Consider the following 17,961-nt stretch of genomic DNA (forward strand, 5'->3'; position numbering starts at 1 on the left):
ACCCTACGAAGAGGGGAGTGCGTCATGAATATCAGCCACCTCGACCACATGGTCCTCACCGTCGACGACCTCGAGGCAACGATCGATTTCTACACGCGCGTGCTCGGCATGCAAGCGGTCACCTTTGGCGAAGGGCGCAAAGCGCTCGCGTTCGGCCAGCAGAAGATCAACCTGCACCAGGCCGCTCGTGAGTTCGAGCCCAAGGCCGAGCGCCCGATGCCGGGTTCGGCTGATCTCTGCTTCATCGTCGCCACGCCGCTGGAAGAGGTCATCGCAAACCTCGAACGCCAAGGCGTTGCGCTCGTCGAGGGGCCGGTACAGCGCACCGGTGCCACCGGGCCGATCCGCTCGGTGTACGTGCGCGACCCCGACCAGAACCTCATCGAACTCTCCCAACCGATTGGCTAACCCACTGGAGCCGATAGCATGAGCCAGCACACCCACGCGTTGACCGAATTTCTCGCCGGGCTGCGTTACGAGCAGATCCCCGAGCCAGTGCTTGCCCGCACCGAAGACCTGTTCCTGGACTGGCTCGGCTCTGCCCTGGCCAGTGCCGGTTCGCACCCGATTCCGCTGTTCGAGCGCTACGCGCAGGAGATGGGGCCGGCCTCCGGTCCATCCCGCATTTTCGTCAACCGCGGCAGCAGCTCGGCCTATTTCGCCGCGCTGGTGAACGCTGCTAGCTCGCACTTGGTGGAGCAGGACGACCTGCACAACAGCTCGGTGCTGCATCCGGCCACCGTGGTGTTCCCAGCCGCGTTGGCGGCGGCGCAGCACCTGGGCAAATCAGGGCGTGAGCTGCTGGTGGCCTCGGTGGCCGGTTACGAGGCGGGCATCCGCATCGGCGAGTTCCTTGGCCGTTCGCATTACCGCATCTTCCACACCACTGCGACCGTTGGCACCCTGGCCGCCGCAGTGGCAGTGGGCAAGCTGATGGATTTTGACCAACAGAAGTTCATCCACCTGCTGGGCAGCGCCGGCACCCAGGCCGCCGGGCTCTGGGAGTTCCTGCGCGACGCCGCCGATTCCAAGCAACTGCATACCGCCAAGGCCGCCGCCGATGGCTTGCTCGCCGCCTACCTGACCCGGGAGGGCCTGACCGGCGCGCAGAATATCCTCGAAGGCGAGCAGGGCATGGCCGCGGGCATGTCTACCGATTCCGATCCGAGCAAGCTGTCCGACCGCCTCGGCACGCGCTGGGCGTTGGCGGAAACTTCGTTCAAATACCACGCCTCCTGCCGTCATACCCATCCGGCCGCCGATGCACTGCTCGAGTTGATGCAGCGTGAGGGGCTACGCGCCGAAGATATCGCCCAGGTCACCACACGCGTGCACCAGGGTGCCATCGATGTGCTTGGTCGGGTGACCGTGCCGCAGACGGTGCACCAAGCGAAGTTTTCCATGGGCACCGTGCTCGGGCTGATCGCGGTGCACGGCAAGGCCGGGCTACCGGAGTTCCACACGCTGGCGCTGACCGATCCGGCGGTGGCTGCGTTCCGCGACAAGGTGAGCATGCTCCTCGACCCCGAAGTGGACGGCGCCTATCCGGCGCGCTGGCTCGGCCGAGTCGAGGTCACCACCACCGACGGGCGCAGGCTGAAGGGCGCTATCGACGAACCCAAGGGTGACCCGGGCAATACGCTCAACCGTGATGACCTGGAAGACAAATTCCGCCGCCTGGTGCAGTTCTCGAATGCGCGCAGTGCCGATGAGGCAGGTGAGCTGATCGAACAGGTCTGGCGGCTGCGTGAAGCTGCCGACCTGAGCGGGCTGGCATAAAGGCCACCGAAGTTACCCAGGCGGCAGTGAATTGCAGGTGCGGTCGTTACCGCGAGATGGTGCGCGGCCTTATCGCGGTCAAGACCGCTCCCACAAAGATGCGTGACGCGATCTGAGTAGTGAATGGCGGTAAAGGAGGGAGTGGCTTGAGACCTCCCCCCAAAGATCGATGGCACGACGTGGTGATAGTGGTTTGGCGGTAAAACGTGGGAACGGTCGGGGAGGCCTAGTCTTGACCGCAGAATGTGCAGGCTTCGTCGCGACCTGGACCGCTTCCACAGGAAAAACATTGGGCGTAAGAGCGACCTTGTCGCGAATGGCCGTTGAACCGATTTGGCAGGAAAACGAAATGAACGAGACAACAGCGAACCCCCGTCCCCTTGACGGCATCACCGTGATCAGCCTGGAACATGCCATCGCCGCACCCTTCTGCACACGGCAGCTGGCCGATCTCGGCGCCCGGGTGATCAAGGTCGAGCGCCCTGGCGCTGGCGATTTCGCCCGCGGTTACGACGAGCGCGTCAACGGTCTGGCCTCGCATTTCGTCTGGACCAACCGCAGCAAGGAGAGCCTGACGCTGGACCTCAAGCAGGACGCCGCGACGCAGGTGCTCGAACAGCTCCTGGTCGATGCCGACGTGCTGGTGCAGAACCTCGCGCCGGGTGCCGCCGCGCGTATGGGCCTGTCGTTCGAGGCGCTGCACGAGCGCTTCCCGAAGCTGATCGTCTGCGACATCTCCGGCTACGGAGAGGGCGGCCCCTACGAGCAGAAGAAGGCCTACGACCTGCTGATCCAAAGCGAGGGCGGTTTTCTCTCGGTGACCGGGGGGCCGGGTGAGGATGAGATGGCCAAGGCCGGTTGCTCGATCGCCGACATCGCCGCGGGCATGTATGCCTACACCGGCATCCTCTCGGCCCTGATGCTGCGCATGCGCACTGGCGAGGGCAGCCGCATCGACGTCTCGATGCTCGAAAGCCTGGTCGAGTGGATGGGCTACCCCCTGTATTACGCCTATGAAGGCGCGACTCCGCCGCCGCGTGCCGGTGCCGCCCACGCCACCATCTATCCCTACGGGCCGTTTCCCACCGGCGGTGGCGGCACGGTGATGCTCGGCCTGCAGAATGAGCGCGAGTGGGTGCTGTTCTGCGAGAAGGTCCTGCTGCAACCGCAACTGGCCGAAGACGAGCGCTTTTCCAGCAACGCCCGGCGATCCGAACACCGCGAGGCGCTGCGGGCGATCATCGTCGAGCGCTTCGCGAGCCTGAGCGCCGAAGAGGTCATCGCGCGTCTCGACTCCGCGCCCATCGCCAATGCCCACGTCAACGACATGGCAGGCGTCTGGGCTCATCCCCAGCTCAAGGCACGACAGCGCTGGAGTGAAGTGGGCAGCCCGGCAGGGCCTTTACCGGCCTTGCTGCCGCCGGGGCGCAACGCGGCCTTCGCGCCTCGCATGGACCCCGTGCCTGCGTTGGGAGAACACAGCAGCCAGTTGCTCGCCGAGCTGGGCTATGCCGAGGGCGATATCGAGCGCATGCGCGAACAGGGCGTAATCTAGCGGCCGCCGCCAAGCGCCGATCCGCCATAGGCGACAACGAGAACAACGAAGGACAGAACCATGGCACAACCGATCATCCGCAGCGCACTGTTCGTCCCGGCGACGCGTCCCGAGCGCTTCGCCAAGGCGCTGGCCAGCGGTGCCGATGCCGTCATCGTCGATCTCGAGGATGCCGTCGCCGAACCGCTGAAGGTCGAGGCACGCGCCAGCCTCGACGACTTCCTGCAGACCAACCCCGAGGCGCAGGTTCTGGTGCGCGTCAATGCGCCGGGGCATGCGCAGCAGGCCGAAGATCTCGCGCTGTGCGAACGTCACCGGGGCGTGGTTGGCATTCTGCTGCCCAAGGCCGAAAGCGCGGCTCATGTATCGAAAGCCGCTGCGACCGGCAAACCGGTCTGGCCGATCATCGAAAGCGCCCGCGGGCTCGACACGCTGAGCGAAATCGCCGGTGCCGCCGGGGTTGAGCGCCTCTCGTTCGGTGCCCTGGACCTGGGGCTGGACCTGGGGCTGGCCAGTGGCAGCGCGGCGGCCGAGCGCGTGCTCGATCAGGCCCGTTACGCTTTACTGTTGCAGTCGCGGCTGCGTGAGCTGGCCATGCCACTCGACAGTGTCTATCCGGACATCAAGAATCCGCAGGGCCTTGCCCGCACTGTTGCCGACGCCCGCGACATGGGCTTCGGCGGCTTGCTGTGCATTCACCCCAGCCAGGTGGCTGTGGTACATGAAACGCTGATGCCCTCCGGCGATGAGCTGGCCTGGGCGCAACGTGTCCTCGAGGCCGGATCCACCGGCGAAGGGGTCTTCGTGGTTGATGGGCAAATGGTCGACGCTCCGGTGATCGGCCGCGCCCGCCGCCTGTTACAACGTGCCGGTCAGACGCTGCCCTGAAGGGCGGCCTGCGGCGAACACGTGCCAACCGACAAAAATAAAACAAGAGGGTAACTACCATGCTGAAAACAACCGCCAAGGCGCTCGTCTGCGCGATTTCCCTGACCGTAGCCGGGTTTGTCCAGGCCGATCCGGTCGTCATCAAGTTCGCCCACGTGGTCGCGGACAACACCCCCAAAGGGCAGGGCGCGCTGATGTTCAAGAAGCTCGCCGAAGAACGCCTGCCGGGAAAAGTGAAGGTCGAGGTATACCCGAACTCCTCGCTGTTCGGCGATGGCAAGGAAATGGAAGCGCTGCTGATCGGTGACGTTCAACTGCTGGCGCCATCGCTCGCCAAATTCGAGCACTATTCCAAGTCCATGCAGATCTACGATCTGCCGTTCCTGTTCGACGACCTCGCCGCCGCCGACCGCTTCCAGAGCAGCCCGCAGGGCAAGGCGCTGCTCACTTCGATGGAAGACAAGAACATCACCGGCCTGGCCTACTGGCACAACGGAACCAAACAGCTGTCGGCCAACAAGCCGTTGCGCGAGCCGAGCGATGCCCGGGGCCTGAAGTTCCGCGTACAAGCTTCGGCGGTACTGGACGAGCAGTTCAAGGCCGTGCGCGCCAACCCGCGAAAGATGAGCTTCGCCGAGGTCTATCAGGGCCTGCAGACCGGCGTGGTCAATGGCACCGAGAACACCTGGTCGAACTACGAAAGCCAGAAGGTTCACGAAGTGCAGAAGTACATGACCGAATCTGACCACGGCCTGATCGACTACATGGTCATCACCAACACCAAGTTCTGGAAGGGCTTGCCCGACGATGTTCGCAGCGAGCTGGAGGCGATCATGGCCGAGGTGACCGTCGAGGTTAACCGCCAGGCCGACGAGCTCAACCAGAAGGCCAAGCAGGCAATCGCGGCAGCCGGCACCACCGAGATCATCGAACTGACCCCGGAGCAGCGCGCCAAGTGGCGTGAGGCGATGCAGCCGGTCTGGAAGAAGTTCGAGAACGAGATCGGCGTTGACCTGATCAAGGCGGCCGAAGCTTCGAACCAGCGTTGATGCACGACCGGCACCCGGCCCCTGCGCCGGGTGCCGCTGTTGCGCAGGCATCTGCTCGACGAGACACTTGTCGCACCTCATCGATGCCTTGGCACAGGACTTCCCTATGAAGGTAAGCGACGCGCTGCGCCAGCGGCGCAGCATTCGCGCGTTCGACCGCCGCCCGGTGGACGATGCGCTGTTACGGTCATTGCTGGAACAGGCCTGCCGCGCGCCTTCGAGCGGCAATCTGCAACCCTGGCGGATCTTCGTCCTGCAGCGCGACGCGCTGGTGCGTTTTCGCGAGGCGATGCAGCAGTACCTGGCCGAGGCCCCCGCGCCAGAGGCGCGGGACTATGCGATCTACCCTGAGCCGATCTTCGAGCCCTACCGCGGTTATCGCTTCCGGGTCGGCGAAGACATGTATCGCCTGCTCGGCATCGCCCGGGAAGACAAGGCGGCGCGCCTGGCCTGGTTCGCACGCAACTTCACATTCTTCGACGCGCCCTGTGCGCTGTTCTTTTTCGTCGATCGGCGCATGGGCCCGGGCCAGTGGGCCGATCTTGGCATGTACCAGCAGAGTCTGATGCTGCTGCTCAAGGAGCACGGCCTCGACAGCTGCGCCCAGGCCTGCTGGGCACGTTATCCGCGACAGGTGAGCCAGTGGCTGGACGCGCCGCCGGAGCTGGTGCTGCATTGCGGCATGGCGGTGGGCTATGCCGACCCGCAGGCACCGGTCAACCAGCTGCGCAGCGAGCGGATGCCGCTGGCCGACTACTGCCGATTCGTCGACTGACGACAGATGTTCAGTAGGCCATGGCGGCGTTGAGCATCAGTAGGGTGTCGTCTTTGCCTGCGTGGTTCCGATACCAGGTCAGTCGCCGCGGTCGGGGAGCGCTCAGGGCGCCTCCATCCATTTGGGCTTCGGATAACGCCGGTCGGCCTTGCCGGCCTTGAGGATTGCGCTCGGCACATCGTGGCCTACCAGCTCCGGCAGTCGCGCCGCGGCGTCGAGCAGCTGGTCCAGATCGACTCCGGTTTCCAGTCCCATGCGCTGGAACATATGCACCAGGTCTTCGGTGCAGATATTGCCGCTGGCCCCAGGGGCATAGGGGCAGCCGCCGAGCCCGCCCAGGGACGCGTCGAAGCGGTCGATGCCCGCGTTGAGCGCAGCAAGCGCGTTGGCCAGGCCCATGCCACGGGTGTTGTGGAAATGTGCGGTGAACACCGACTGCGGCCAGCGCCGGCGGGCTTCGTTGCAGATCCGTTCGACCTGTGCGGGGTCCGCCATGCCGGTGGTGTCGCATAGGGTCACGCCCTGCACGCCGATGTCCAGCAGCTTCTGCACGAGTTCGTAGACGCGCGCTTCCGGCACCTCGCCTTCGAACGGGCAACCGAAGGTGGTCGACAGCGAGGCGTTGACGAACACGTCAGTGCCGCGAGTGACTTCGATGATCGCCTTGAACTGCTCCAGTGACTGTTCCGGGGTCATCCTCAGGTTGGCCAGGCCGTGGGTGTCGCTGGCCGACATCACCAGGTTGATCTCGTCCACCTCGCAGGCCAGCGCACGCTCGCAGCCCTTTACGTTGGGCACCAGTACGGTGTACTCGACGCCTTCCACACGACGGATGCCGCGCATCACCTCTTCGGCATCGCGCAGGTTGGGGATCGCCTTGGGCGAGGTGAACGAGGTGACTTCGATCTTCGCCAGTCCGGTCAGCGAGAGCTGGTCGATCAGAGCGATCTTGTCTTCGGTCGGCACGAAGGCCGATTCGATCTGGAAGCCGTCGCGGGTGGCGACGTCCTGGATGTAGAGGCGTTTACTCATGGCGAAGTCCTATCGGTTATGCCCGGTTCGTAGGGTGGATGACGCTTTGCCCATCCACCGTTACGAAGGGCGCGTAACTCAGGTTCGTAGGGTGGGTGACGCTTTACCCATCCACTGTTACGGGAATGCCGCGGTGGATGGAAAAGCGCCATCCACCCTACGCGGTACGCTGTCGGTTTGAAGCCTGTGGCTTGCAGCTTGGCGCTGCTTCCATCAGATGATCCCGCGCTCGCGCAGGCCCTGGCGTTGTTCATCGGTCAGGCCGAGCCCAGCGAGCACGTCGTCGGTGTGCTCACCCAGTTGCGGGCCGCCGGTACCGAGGCGGCCTGGTGTGCGGCTCAGCTTGGGCAGTACGCCCGGCACCTTCAGCGGGCCCGCGGAGGTCTGCACCTGCTCGATCATCTGGCGGGCCAGGTAATGTGGATCGCTGACGATGTCCGCGGCGGTATAGGGGTAGCCTGCCGGCACCCGCGCGCCCTTGAGCGCTTCGATCACCTCGTCGCGGCCGCGCGTACCAGTCCACTCGCCGATGGCGGCGTCGATCATCTCGGCGTGCTGGCTGCGTCCGTCGTTGTGCGCCAGGCGCGGGTCATCGGCCAGATCCTGGCGGCCGATCAGCATCATCAGGCGCTTGTAGATGCTGTCCCCGTTGCCGGCGATCAGCACATAGCTGCCATCGTTGCAGGGGTAGGAATTGGACGGCGTGATGCCGGGCAGGGCGCTGCCGGCCGGTTCGCGCACGTAGCCGAAGGCATCGTATTCGGGTATCAGGCTTTCCATCATCGCGAACACCGATTCATACAGCGCCACGTCGATCTCCTGGCCGACGCCGCTGCGGGCCCGCTCCTGCAGGGCCAGCAGCACGCCGATCACCCCATAGAGCGACGACAGCGAGTCGCCGATGCTGATACCGACGCGCACGGGCGCCTGGCCGGGGTAGCCGGACAGGTGACGCAGCCCGCCCATCGCTTCGCCGATGACGCCGAAGCCGGGCAGGTCGCGGTAGGGGCCGGTCTGCCCGTAGCCGGAGATACGCAGCATGATCAGCTTCGGGTTGAGCGCGGCCAGCTCGGCGTAGCTCAGGCCCCAACCCTCCAGCGTGCCGGGGCGGAAGTTCTCCACCAGGATGTCGGCTTCGCAGATGAGCCGGCGGGCGATGTCTTGCCCCTCGGCTTCTTTCAGATCCAGGGTGATCGAACGCTTGTTGCGCGACTGCACATGCCACCAGAGCGAAGTGCCGTCCTTGATCTTGCGCCACTTGCGCAGCGGGTCGCCGACGCCTGGGGGCTCGATCTTGATCACGTCGGCGCCGAATTCGCCGAGCAGCTTGCTGGCGAAGGGGCCGGCGATCAGCTGGCCCATCTCGACCACCTTGAGGCCGTGCAGCGGCATGCCGCCTGAGATCTGTTGCGTCATCCTGTTCACCCTGTCTGAGCGGTTACCGGGCAGCCTGGCCCGTGACTGCATGCAGCATGATCAAGCTGCGCCTGGTGGGCAATTGGCTGTTCACCAATGAAGGCTTCGCGATCGGCGAAGGCAAGGCTGTCGCAACGGTCTTCAAGGCCTTAGGCTTGTCACTCGTTCACGCAGGAAGCCAGACATGCGCCGCATCGATTTCGTGACCCTTCGGCTGTTCGTCGCCATTGCCGACGAGCGCAACCTGACCCGCGCCGCCGAGCGCGAGCATCTGGCGCTCGCTGCGGTGAGCAAGCGTATCAGCGACCTGGAGGGACAATTGGGTATCGCGCTGCTCTATCGCCAGCCCAAGGGCGTCGAGCTGACGCCGGCCGGCCATGCGTTACTGCATCACGCCCGCCACATTCTCGACAACCTGCAGCAGATGAGCGCCGACCTCAGCGAATTCAGCGAGGGAGTCAAGGGCCACGTACGCATCCACGCCAACACCTCGGCGGTGATCGAATTCCTGCCCGAGGACCTGAGTGCATTCAGTCGTGCGCATCCCGAGGTGAAGATCGACCTTGAGGAACGCGTCAGCAGCGAGACCCTGCACGCGGTGCGCGAAGGGCTTACCGACATCGGTGTTTTCGCCGGCCACATGCCGGCCGAGGGATTGCAAGTCTATCCCTATCGACACGACCAACTGGTGCTGGTCACGCCGCGCACGCATCCACTGGCGGAGCGCGAGCGCATCAGCCTGGGCGAGGCGGCGGGGTACGACTTCATCGGCCTGCAGCAGGATGCCTCGCTGCACACCCTGCTTCAGCAGACCGCCGCGCAACTCGGCACGCCTTTGCGCCTGCGCATCCAGGTGCGCAGCTTCGAAGCGATCTGCCGGATGATCCACACCGGCATGGGCATCGGCGTGCTGCCCGAGCAGGTGGTGTGCAATTACCTGCCGGCGCTCGACGTCTCGACGATTCCACTTTCGGATGGCTGGGCGCGGCGGGAGCTCAAGATCGGCGTGCGCAACCTCGACGGGCTGTCGGTCACGGCGCGGCAGATGCTCGAACACCTGATCGGCGACCGGCCGCTCTAACACCGTTTTAACAAGCCTTCGCGGATGCCGAAGGCTTGCTTGCCAAAATGCGAATTTTGGTCAGGCGTAGGCCGGCGTAGAGTCGACTCCGCTACCGCTCAACAACGATAAATAGGAGCTCCCATGGCGCGTTTGACCCTGCGCGGCGCCGTCCGCGTGCTTGCCGCATCTGCCTTGTTCGCTGCGTTCAGCGTTCAGGCCGACCCGATTCTCATCAAGTTTTCCCATATCACCGCGGACAACACGCCCAAAGGGCAGGGCGCGCTGATGTTCAAGAAGCTGGTCGAAGAACGATTGGCCGGGCAGGTCCAGGTTCAGGTCTACCCGAACTCTTCGCTGTTCGGCGACGGCAAGGAAATGGAAGCGCTGCTGCTCAACGACGTGCAGATGCTCGCGCCTGCGCCGTCCAAGCTCGAGCAATACACCAAGCAGTTGCAGCTGTTCGACCTGATGTTCCTGTTCGACGACATGGCCGCTGCCCAGCGCTTCCAGCAGTCGGACAAGGGCCGCGCGATGCTGACCTCGATGGAAGACAAGGGCATCACCGGTCTTGCCTATTGGCTCAATGGCATGCGCCAGTTCACTGCCAACAAGGCGCTGCGCGAGCCGGCCGATGCCCGCGGGCAGAAATTCCGCGTGCAACCGTCGGACCTTCAGGCCGCCCAGTACTCGGCCCTGCGTGCGGTGCCGCGCAAGATGGCGTTCGCCGAGATCTACCAGGGCCTGCAGACTGGCGTGGTCAATGCCCAGGACAACCCCTGGTCGAACATCTACAGCCAGAAGTACTACGAGGTACAGAAGTACATGACCGAGTCCAACCATGGCATCGGCAACTACGTACTGATCACCAACACCAAGTTCTGGCACAGCCTGCCGGATGACGTGCGCGGCGAGCTGGAGAAGATCGTCGACGAGGTCACCCTCGAAGTGAACCGCCAGGCCGCAGCCCTCAACGAGGAGGCCAAGCAGGCCATTCTCGCCACTGGCAAGACCGAGCTCATCACCCTCACGCCGGAACAGCGCGCGGCATGGCGCGACGCGGTACGCCCGGCCTGGAAGAATTTCGAAAGCGATATCGGCATCGATCTGATCGAGGCTGCTCAGGCAGCCAATACCGCGCCCTGAGCGTTGGACCTTGGTTCAATGGCCGCACCGCCCGGTGCGGCGTAGAACAGCAGCGACAAATCTGCGTGATCGGATTTGAGCGTGTCATGCAATCAGCTGATTGCGAAGACGGCCCTCTGGGCCGTCTTTTTTTTGCCGCCCGATTTCAGTCGCCTCGATTGGGGGGTAGCGGCTGCAGGCGCGGGGTCGGCAGTTCGAGCTCGTTCAAGCGGTCGATCACATCGTTGATGGAAATTCGGTCCCGGCAGTTGTTCACGCACTCATCGGCCTCGTCGCGCACGGCCTGGACCTCTTCCCAAAGCGCGTCCAGCTGGTCAGGCGACGGGCCGAAATGGATGGCGTTCTTGATGCACTGCAGCAGCGCGGTGATGACCTGCGGATCGCCCCGGCCGTAGTTGCGAATCGGGCTGGTGACTGCCGTCAGCAGACGGCGCATTGGCAGTTGTCGGTAGAACAGACGAGGCCTTCCGTTATCGAAACAGCCCACGTCATACGCGGGCACACCCATCAGCCGGCTCAGCAGCACGCCGATCAGGTTCGCGGTGCGAATGGCTGTGCCGGGGTCGTTCACGGCCGGGCTGATCGCCTTTACCGCGATCTCCGACATCTGTCGCATCCCGTAGGCGGCGTTGGACGAGGCGTATTCGTCATTGCTGAAGTCCATGCAGTCCTGCACTTCCCGGGCTTCGCGCTCCGACAGCTCGCCGCTGAGCTTGATCAGCGGGTGCCCTTCGATGAGGAAGAAGCCCGGCTCGACCTGCAGCGTGGCCACCATGTCCCGTTTCTCGAGCAGCTCGCTCAGACGTTTCTCGTTCACGTGGCGCAGATAACCCGGGCGCTGCGCGGTCAGGCAATGCCAGTTGTCGTCGTTGGGTACCGCGGGCGCACGTTGCAGACGCTTCTTTCGTTCTTCCAGTTGGGACAGCGCGTCCCGGTAGAGGCGGCTGACGTTCCAGTCCACCTGTATCGATTGCGAGACCGAACGGATGAACACCACGAACAGGATCAGGCAGACCGCGGCAAACAACACCGCCAGCAGCATGCCGAGCGTTGGAATGCTCTGTGGGTCGCTCTTGTTGATCAGGATGATCTGGGACAGGTAGTACAGGATGCTGCCCAGATAAACGCCGAGAATCACCCGGTTGCGCAGGTCGCTGATCAGGCCCGGCAGTACCCGTGGCGATAGCCTCGCTGCGGCGCCGTTGAGCACCACCATCACCATGGAGAAGCTGAAGACCGCGAGCGAGACGATGCTGGTGATCAGCGTGCCGAGGATTTCCCGCGCGTTGTCGGCGTCGGTCAGGCCGCTGGGCAGGTCGTCGCGCAAACGCGATGCCAGGGGTGTCGTCTCGAAGGCGATCACCAGCCCGCTAATGACCAGATAGGCGGCAGCAATAACGGTCGGGTAGAAGGCGATGCTATAGCGAATGCGATACAGCGCGCGAAACAGCGCGTTCGAGGCTTGGGCCATGGGTGGTTCCGACAGTTGAACATGCCGAATATCAGACACCTTCTGTTGCAAACGTGCGCCCGGTGATCGCGGCTATGCTCAAGAGGACCGCGCACGTCTCATCAGGCGGTCATGATAGGTCCGGTCCCCCGTGAAGGCGGGCCGCGCTGGCGTTTGGACTATGGTCGTATGGTCCGGGTGGGGAGGGGCGGGCTACAACTGAGGGCATAACAAAATAGATTCGAGGTGTTATTCCATGAGTGCTGCGTCCCTGTATCCCGTGCGTCCCGAAGTGGCGGCCCAGTCGCTGACCGACGAGGCCACCTACAAAGCCATGTACCAGCAGTCGGTGGTAAACCCTGACGGTTTCTGGCGCGAGCAGGCCAAGCGCATCGACTGGATCAAGCCCTTCACCAAGGTCAAGCAGACCTCCTTCGACGACCATCATGTCGATATCAAATGGTTCGCCGACGGCACCCTGAACGTGTCGGCCAACTGCCTGGACCGCCACCTCGCGGAGCGCGGCGACCAGATCGCGATCATCTGGGAAGGCGACGACCCGTCCGAACACCGCAACATCACCTACCGCGAACTGCACGAAGAAGTCTGCAAGCTGGCCAACGCCCTGCGCGGACAGGATGTGCATCGTGGCGACGTGGTGACCATCTATATGCCGATGATCCCCGAGGCAGCCGTGGCGATGTTGGCGTGCGCGCGCATCGGCGCTATCCACTCGGTGGTATTCGGCGGCTTCTCGCCCGAGGCGTTGGCCGGCCGGATCATCGACGGCTGCTCGAAAGTGGTGATCACTGCGGACGAAGGCGTCCGTGGCGGCAAGAAGGTGCCGCTCAAGGAGAACGTCGACGAGGCCCTGACCAACCCGCAAACCAACTGCGTGCAGAAGATCATCGTGGTCAAGCGCACGGGCGGGGACATCAAGTGGAATCAGCATCGCGACATCTGGTACGACGACCTGCTCAAGGTCGCCGGTACCGTCTGCGCGCCGAAGGAGATGGGTGCCGAGGAGGCGTTGTTCATCCTTTATACCTCCGGCTCCACCGGCAAGCCCAAGGGCGTGCTGCACACCTGTGGCGGTTATCTGCTCTACGCCTCGCTCACCCATGAGCGCGTATTCGATTACAGACCGGGCGAAATCTACTGGTGCACCGCGGACGTCGGCTGGGTGACCGGACACAGCTACATCGTTTACGGGCCGCTGGCCAACGGTGCGACGACACTGATGTTCGAAGGCGTGCCCAACTATCCGGACGTGACCCGCGTCGCCAAGATCATCGACAAGCACAAGGTCAATATCCTTTACACCGCACCCACTGCGATCCGCGCGATGATGGCGCAAGGGCGCGCCGCGGTTGAAGGCGCCGATGGTTCGAGCCTGCGCCTGCTGGGATCGGTTGGCGAGCCGATCAACCCCGAGGCCTGGAACTGGTATTACGAGGCGGTCGGCCAGAGCCGCTGCCCGATCGTCGATACCTGGTGGCAGACCGAGACCGGCGGCATCCTGATCAGTCCGCTGCCGGGGGCCACGGCGCTCAAGCCGGGTTCGGCGACCCGCCCGTTCTTTGGCGTGGTCCCGGCGTTGGTCGACAATCTGGGCAACCTGATCGAAGGCCCCGCCGAGGGCAATCTGGTGATCCTTGATTCCTGGCCCGGTCAGATGCGCACCATCTACGGCGACCACGACCGTTTCGTCGACACTTATTTCAAGACCTTCAAAGGCATGTACTTCACCGGCGACGGCGCGCGCCGCGACGAGGATGGCTATTACTGGATCACCGGTCGCGTGGACGACGTGCTCAACGTGTCGGGCCATCGCATGGGTACCGCCGAGATCGAAAGTGCGATGGTCGCGCACAAGAAGGTCGCGGAAGCGGCGGTGGTGGGCGTCCCGCACGACATCAAGGGGCAGGGCATTTACGTCTATGTCACCCTGATCGCCGGTGAGGAGCCTTCCGAGCAGCTGCGCCAGGAACTCAAGCAGTGGGTGCGCCGCGAGATCGGTCCGATCGCGGTGCCGGACGTCATTCAATGGGCGCCTGGGCTACCCAAGACCCGCTCGGGCAAGATCATGCGGCGCATCCTGCGCAAGATCGCTACCGGCGAGTATGACGGGCTGGGTGATATTTCCACCCTGGCCGATCCGGGCGTGGTGCAACACCTGGTCGATACGCACAAGACCATGCAAGTCGCCTGATCCGGAAAGTCGCGCCAACGAAACCCCGGTTTTCCCGGGGTTTTTTATGTCTGTCGAAAGGCATAAAACCGTCTTGCCGGCGGTTCGCGTCCCAGCCTCGGGACAGGTGGGGCGTGCGCCAGCTGTGCTCTACCGCCGTTATTCGCACAGGTATGGCGCGAGATCGAGATTTATCAAGAAGCGGGGGAAATCGCGGTTCCCGATGGTGTCAATAGCGAAACGGCTGCGCGCTGGCTGCCATGCTTTGGGGCGCCGGTGGGAACGCTGGTCAGTAAGTGCTCCACTGTGGTGCGTCACGGCAGAGGGGTTTCGCCAGGTAATTGATCCTGAAGGAAATTTCTTCTGGCATGCCGCTTGCGAAGCATCAATGTGTTGCGACAGGCGGGAGCGCTGAATGACGCGGGTCTTTTACGATGAGATGTACGACGCCGACGGCCATTGCCGCCCGCATTATCACGCGTTCGCTCAATGGCTGGCCAACACCCCGGCGGACGAGCTGGCCAAGCGTCGGCAGGAGGCCGATCTGCTGTTCCATCGGGCCGGCATCACCTTCACGCTGTATGGCGACGAGCAGGGCACCGAGCGGCTGATTCCCTTCGACACCATTCCGCGCAGCATTCCTGCCAGCGAGTGGCGAACGGTGGAGAGGGGCTGCATTCAGCGCGTCCAGGCCCTGAACCTGTTTCTTGAAGATCTCTACCACGGCCAGCGCATCCTCAAGGAGGGTGTGGTTCCCATCGAGCAGGTGCTGACCAACGACGGGTATCAGATGGCGATGCAGGGGCTAGACCTGCACCGAGGCCTGTATGCGCACATTGCCGGTGTCGATCTGGTGCGTGACGGCGACGGCCGCTACTTCGTGCTCGAGGACAACCTGCGCACCCCGAGCGGGGTGAGCTACATGCTCGAAGACCGCAAGATGATGATGCGGCTGTTTCCCGAGCTCTTCGCGGCGCAGCGCATCGCGCCGGTCAACCACTATCCGAACCTGTTGCTCACCACGCTCAAGGAGTCCAGCCCGCTGGACAACCCCAGTGTGGCGGTACTGACGCCGGGCCGTTTCAACAGTGCCTATTTCGAGCATGCCTTCCTGGCGCGGGAGATGGGCGTGGAGCTGGTCGAGGGTGCGGATCTTTTCGTTCGCGACGAGCACGTCTACATGCGCACCACTTCCGGGCCGCAGCGCGTCGATGTGCTTTATCGCCGGCTCGACGATGCCTTTCTCGATCCACTGGCCTTCAACCCCGAGTCGACGCTGGGGGTGCCGGGTCTGCTGGCGGCCTATCGTGCCGGCAATCTGGTGCTGGCCAATGCCATCGGCACCGGCGTGGCTGACGACAAGTCGATCTACCCTTATGTCAACGACATGATCCGCTTCTATCTGAGCGAGGAGCCGATCCTGAATAACGTGCCCACCTGGCAATGCCACAAACCTGATGAGCTGTCCCATGTGCTGGCGAACCTGCCGGAGCTGGTGGTCAAGGAAACCCAAGGCTCCGGCGGTTACGGCATGCTCGTCGGGCCGGCATCCACCAGCGCGCAGATCGAGGCGTTTCGCGAGCGGCTCAAGGCCAATCCGGCCGCCTATATCGCGCAGCCGACGCTGAGCCTGTCCACGTGCCCGACGTTCGTCGAAAGCGGCATCGCGCCGCGTCATATCGACCTGCGGCCATTCGTGCTCTCCGGGCGTGAAACCCGCCTGGTACCCGGCGGGCTGACGCGCGTGGCACTGCGCGACGGTTCGCTGGTGGTCAACTCGTCCCAAGGGGGCGGTACCAAGGACACCTGGGTGGTGGAGGATTGACCATGCTTTCCAGAACCGCCTCCGATCTGTACTGGATGTCGCGCTACCTCGAACGGGCCGAGAACCTGGCGCGCATGCTCGAGGTGAGCTATTCGCTGTCGCTGATGCCGCAGAAGGGCCTGGGCGACGGCCTCGATGAACTGGCGATGCCGTTGCTGATCACCGGTACGCTCGACGATTACCTGCTGCGTCACGGCCCGCTGGACGCGAGAAAACTGCTGCATCATTTCGCTTTCGATCCGGACAATTCCGGCAGCATCTATAACTGTTTCCAGGCCGCGCGGATCAACGCGCATGCGGTACGCGGGCGCATCACCACCGACATGTGGGAGAACATCAACGCGACCTGGCTGGAAATGCGCATCATCGCGACCCAGGACCTCAGCCGCTACGGCATCAGCCGCTTCTGCGAGTGGGTCAAGGAACGTTCGCACATCTTTCGCGGCGCCACCTACGGCACCATCATGCGCAGCGACGCCTACCGCTTCATCCGCCTGGGCACCTTCATCGAGCGCGCCGACAACACCTTGCGTCTGCTCGATGCGCGCTACGAGTTGCTGGGAGACGATATCGACGACATCGACGACGGTTCGGCCCGCGCCTATTACCAATGGAGCGCGCTACTGCGTGCGGTGTCCTCGTTCGAGGCCTTCGCCGAGATCTACCGGGGCTCGCCCAAGGTGCGCAAGGTGGCCGAGATGCTGCTGCTGCGTCCGGACGTACCCCGCTCGGTACGTGCCTGCACCGATGAACTGAACCAGATGCTGGCCAGTCTGCCTGGTATCAACGGTCGGCCTGCCCAGCGTATGGCGGCGGAGCTCGAAGCCCGCCTGCGCTATACCGGCGTCGATGAAATCCTCAAGGCGGGGCTGCACGACTGGTTGACCGAGTGCATCCAGGAGGTCAACCGGCTCGGTCAGGCCATCCACAGCTCGTACCTGGAGGTCGCATGAAACTCTCCATCAGCCATGACACCAGCTATCACTACGACGATACGGTACGTACCAGTATTCAGTATCTGCGGCTCACGCCCCAGGAGAGCGAGCGCCAGCACGTCCTCAACTGGCGGCTCGACCTGCCTCGGCCGGCGCGCAGTCAGATCGACCCCTACGGCAATATCCTCCATGTCCTGTCGCTGGAGGACCCGCACGAGGAAATCCTCATCCATGCCAGCGGCCAGGTCGAGATCGACGAGCGCTGCGAAGCCGAGCACGACACGCAGTCGCCGTTCCCGTTTCTGCGCATGACGCGGCTCACCCACCCCGATGAGGCGCTTAGAGAGCTCGCCGGGCGCAGCGTCGGAGAGCGGCGCGACCGCGCCGGATTGGCCGACCTGATGCAGGCCTTGGGTGAGCACATGCTCTACAGCCCAGGCTCGACCGGGGTGGAGAGCACTGCCGCCCAGGCGTTCGCGGCCCGCGCAGGCGTATGCCAGGACCACACCCATGCTTTCCTGGCCTGCGCGCGCAGCCTTGGTATTCCGGCGCGCTATGTATCCGGCTACCTGCTGACCGATGACCAGACCCACCTGGCCAGTCATGCCTGGGCCGAGGCCTGGCTGAATGGAGCCTGGTACAGCTTCGATGTGACTAACCAACTGGAACGCCCGGAGCGTCATCTCAAACTTGCCGTCGGTCTGGATTACCTCGATGCCTGTCCGGTTCGTGGAAGCCGTCGCGGTGGTGGCATCGAAACCATGCACGCCCGGGTATTTGTCTCGCCAATCACACAGGCCCAGCAGTAAAGTGGCGCCAGCGGCCGTCCAGGTCTGCCGATAGAAGCAGACCGGGCGACG

16 protein-coding genes are annotated in these 17,961 nt (G+C 63.8%); 13 read left to right on the forward strand and 3 right to left on the reverse strand.

The annotated features are described in order from the left end of the window. The first annotated feature begins 24 nt into the window (after positions 1-24). The 6 genes from G7026_RS04915 (at position 25) to G7026_RS04940 (ending at position 6,046) form a co-directional block, all read left to right on the forward strand. On the forward strand, positions 25-408 hold the full coding sequence (locus G7026_RS04915) for a VOC family protein (RefSeq protein WP_181069637.1): 384 nt from the start codon (positions 25-27) through the stop codon (positions 406-408). Between the two features lie 18 nt (positions 409-426). Then, on the forward strand, positions 427-1,779 hold the full coding sequence (locus G7026_RS04920) for an MmgE/PrpD family protein (RefSeq protein WP_181069638.1): 1,353 nt from the start codon (positions 427-429) through the stop codon (positions 1,777-1,779). A 349-nt stretch (positions 1,780-2,128) separates the two neighbouring features. After that, on the forward strand, positions 2,129-3,334 hold the full coding sequence (locus G7026_RS04925) for a CaiB/BaiF CoA transferase family protein (RefSeq protein ID WP_181069639.1): 1,206 nt from the start codon (positions 2,129-2,131) through the stop codon (positions 3,332-3,334). Between the two features lie 60 nt (positions 3,335-3,394). Then, positions 3,395-4,222, forward strand: coding sequence for an HpcH/HpaI aldolase/citrate lyase family protein (locus G7026_RS04930; RefSeq protein WP_181069640.1), 828 nt, complete (start codon positions 3,395-3,397; stop codon positions 4,220-4,222). Between the two features lie 59 nt (positions 4,223-4,281). Continuing rightward, entirely contained in the window at positions 4,282-5,271 is a 990-nt protein-coding gene (dctP, locus tag G7026_RS04935) for a C4-dicarboxylate TRAP substrate-binding protein DctP (RefSeq protein ID WP_181069641.1), read from the forward strand. Positions 5,272-5,377: 106 nt separating this feature from the next. After that, complete coding sequence (locus G7026_RS04940) at positions 5,378-6,046, forward strand: nitroreductase (protein ID WP_181069642.1); 669 nt, start codon at positions 5,378-5,380, stop codon at positions 6,044-6,046. Positions 6,047-6,148: 102 nt separating this feature from the next. Here the strand turns inward: G7026_RS04940 and G7026_RS04945 are convergent, their stop codons facing one another. Both G7026_RS04945 and G7026_RS04950 read right to left on the reverse strand, forming a co-directional pair. After that, entirely contained in the window at positions 6,149-7,078 is a 930-nt protein-coding gene (locus tag G7026_RS04945) for a hydroxymethylglutaryl-CoA lyase (RefSeq protein ID WP_181069643.1), read from the reverse strand. Positions 7,079-7,291: 213 nt separating this feature from the next. Then, complete coding sequence (locus G7026_RS04950) at positions 7,292-8,494, reverse strand: CaiB/BaiF CoA transferase family protein (protein ID WP_181069644.1); 1,203 nt, start codon at positions 8,492-8,494, stop codon at positions 7,292-7,294. A 56-nt stretch (positions 8,495-8,550) separates the two neighbouring features. Here G7026_RS04950 and G7026_RS04955 point away from each other — a divergent pair, with 56 nt between their 5' ends. The 3 genes from G7026_RS04955 to G7026_RS04965 all read left to right on the forward strand — a co-directional run bounded on the left by G7026_RS04955 (position 8,551) and on the right by G7026_RS04965 (position 10,700). Then, entirely contained in the window at positions 8,551-8,700 is a 150-nt protein-coding gene (locus G7026_RS04955) for a hypothetical protein (protein WP_181069645.1), read from the forward strand. Further along, positions 8,679-9,575 (forward strand): LysR family transcriptional regulator, encoded by an 897-nt coding sequence (locus tag G7026_RS04960; RefSeq protein ID WP_181069646.1) that lies wholly within the window; start codon positions 8,679-8,681, stop codon positions 9,573-9,575. Before G7026_RS04955 ends, G7026_RS04960 begins: the two co-directional genes overlap by 22 nt. 123 nt (positions 9,576-9,698) lie before the next feature. Further along, positions 9,699-10,700, forward strand: a complete 1,002-nt coding sequence (locus G7026_RS04965) for a TRAP transporter substrate-binding protein (RefSeq protein WP_181069647.1) — start codon at positions 9,699-9,701, stop codon at positions 10,698-10,700. Positions 10,701-10,845: 145 nt separating this feature from the next. Here G7026_RS04965 and G7026_RS04970 read toward each other — a convergent pair whose 3' ends face one another. Further along, a complete protein-coding gene (locus G7026_RS04970; RefSeq protein WP_181069648.1) occupies positions 10,846-12,171 on the reverse strand; it encodes a DUF2254 domain-containing protein in 1,326 nt (441 codons plus the stop codon). A gap of 235 nt (positions 12,172-12,406) precedes the next feature. Between G7026_RS04970 and acs the strand changes: the two genes are divergently transcribed. The 4 genes from acs to G7026_RS04990 all read left to right on the forward strand — a co-directional run bounded on the left by acs (position 12,407) and on the right by G7026_RS04990 (position 17,910). Further along, positions 12,407-14,362: an acetate--CoA ligase gene (gene acs, locus G7026_RS04975; protein ID WP_181069649.1), complete on the forward strand. Its 1,956-nt coding sequence runs from the start codon at positions 12,407-12,409 to the stop codon at positions 14,360-14,362. 394 nt (positions 14,363-14,756) lie between these two features. Further along, positions 14,757-16,166, forward strand: a complete 1,410-nt coding sequence (locus G7026_RS04980; RefSeq protein WP_181069650.1) for a circularly permuted type 2 ATP-grasp protein — start codon at positions 14,757-14,759, stop codon at positions 16,164-16,166. 2 nt (positions 16,167-16,168) lie between these two features. Then, positions 16,169-17,119: an alpha-E domain-containing protein gene (locus tag G7026_RS04985; RefSeq protein WP_181069651.1), complete on the forward strand. Its 951-nt coding sequence runs from the start codon at positions 16,169-16,171 to the stop codon at positions 17,117-17,119. Then, a complete protein-coding gene (locus G7026_RS04990; RefSeq protein WP_181069652.1) occupies positions 17,116-17,910 on the forward strand; it encodes a transglutaminase family protein in 795 nt (264 codons plus the stop codon). Before G7026_RS04985 ends, G7026_RS04990 begins: the two co-directional genes overlap by 4 nt. Positions 17,911-17,961: the final 51 nt, after the last annotated feature.

The sequence above is a fragment of the Stutzerimonas azotifigens genome (assembly GCF_013522725.1).
Classification (GTDB): Bacteria; Pseudomonadota; Gammaproteobacteria; order Pseudomonadales; family Pseudomonadaceae; genus Stutzerimonas; species Stutzerimonas azotifigens_A.

Coding starts and splice junctions, on each gene's coding strand:
- G7026_RS04915 (WP_181069637.1), top strand. CDS start 25: ATGAATATCAGCCACCTCGACCACATGGTCCTCACCGTCGACGACCTC.
- G7026_RS04920 (WP_181069638.1), top strand. CDS start 427: ATGAGCCAGCACACCCACGCGTTGACCGAATTTCTCGCCGGGCTGCGT.
- G7026_RS04925 (WP_181069639.1), top strand. CDS start 2,129: ATGAACGAGACAACAGCGAACCCCCGTCCCCTTGACGGCATCACCGTG.
- G7026_RS04930 (WP_181069640.1), top strand. CDS start 3,395: ATGGCACAACCGATCATCCGCAGCGCACTGTTCGTCCCGGCGACGCGT.
- dctP (WP_181069641.1), top strand. CDS start 4,282: ATGCTGAAAACAACCGCCAAGGCGCTCGTCTGCGCGATTTCCCTGACC.
- G7026_RS04940 (WP_181069642.1), top strand. CDS start 5,378: ATGAAGGTAAGCGACGCGCTGCGCCAGCGGCGCAGCATTCGCGCGTTC.
- G7026_RS04945 (WP_181069643.1), bottom strand. CDS start 7,078: ATGAGTAAACGCCTCTACATCCAGGACGTCGCCACCCGCGACGGCTTC.
- G7026_RS04950 (WP_181069644.1), bottom strand. CDS start 8,494: ATGACGCAACAGATCTCAGGCGGCATGCCGCTGCACGGCCTCAAGGTG.
- G7026_RS04955 (WP_181069645.1), top strand. CDS start 8,551: ATGATCAAGCTGCGCCTGGTGGGCAATTGGCTGTTCACCAATGAAGGC.
- G7026_RS04960 (WP_181069646.1), top strand. CDS start 8,679: ATGCGCCGCATCGATTTCGTGACCCTTCGGCTGTTCGTCGCCATTGCC.
- G7026_RS04965 (WP_181069647.1), top strand. CDS start 9,699: ATGGCGCGTTTGACCCTGCGCGGCGCCGTCCGCGTGCTTGCCGCATCT.
- G7026_RS04970 (WP_181069648.1), bottom strand. CDS start 12,171: ATGGCCCAAGCCTCGAACGCGCTGTTTCGCGCGCTGTATCGCATTCGC.
- acs (WP_181069649.1), top strand. CDS start 12,407: ATGAGTGCTGCGTCCCTGTATCCCGTGCGTCCCGAAGTGGCGGCCCAG.
- G7026_RS04980 (WP_181069650.1), top strand. CDS start 14,757: ATGACGCGGGTCTTTTACGATGAGATGTACGACGCCGACGGCCATTGC.
- G7026_RS04985 (WP_181069651.1), top strand. CDS start 16,169: ATGCTTTCCAGAACCGCCTCCGATCTGTACTGGATGTCGCGCTACCTC.
- G7026_RS04990 (WP_181069652.1), top strand. CDS start 17,116: ATGAAACTCTCCATCAGCCATGACACCAGCTATCACTACGACGATACG.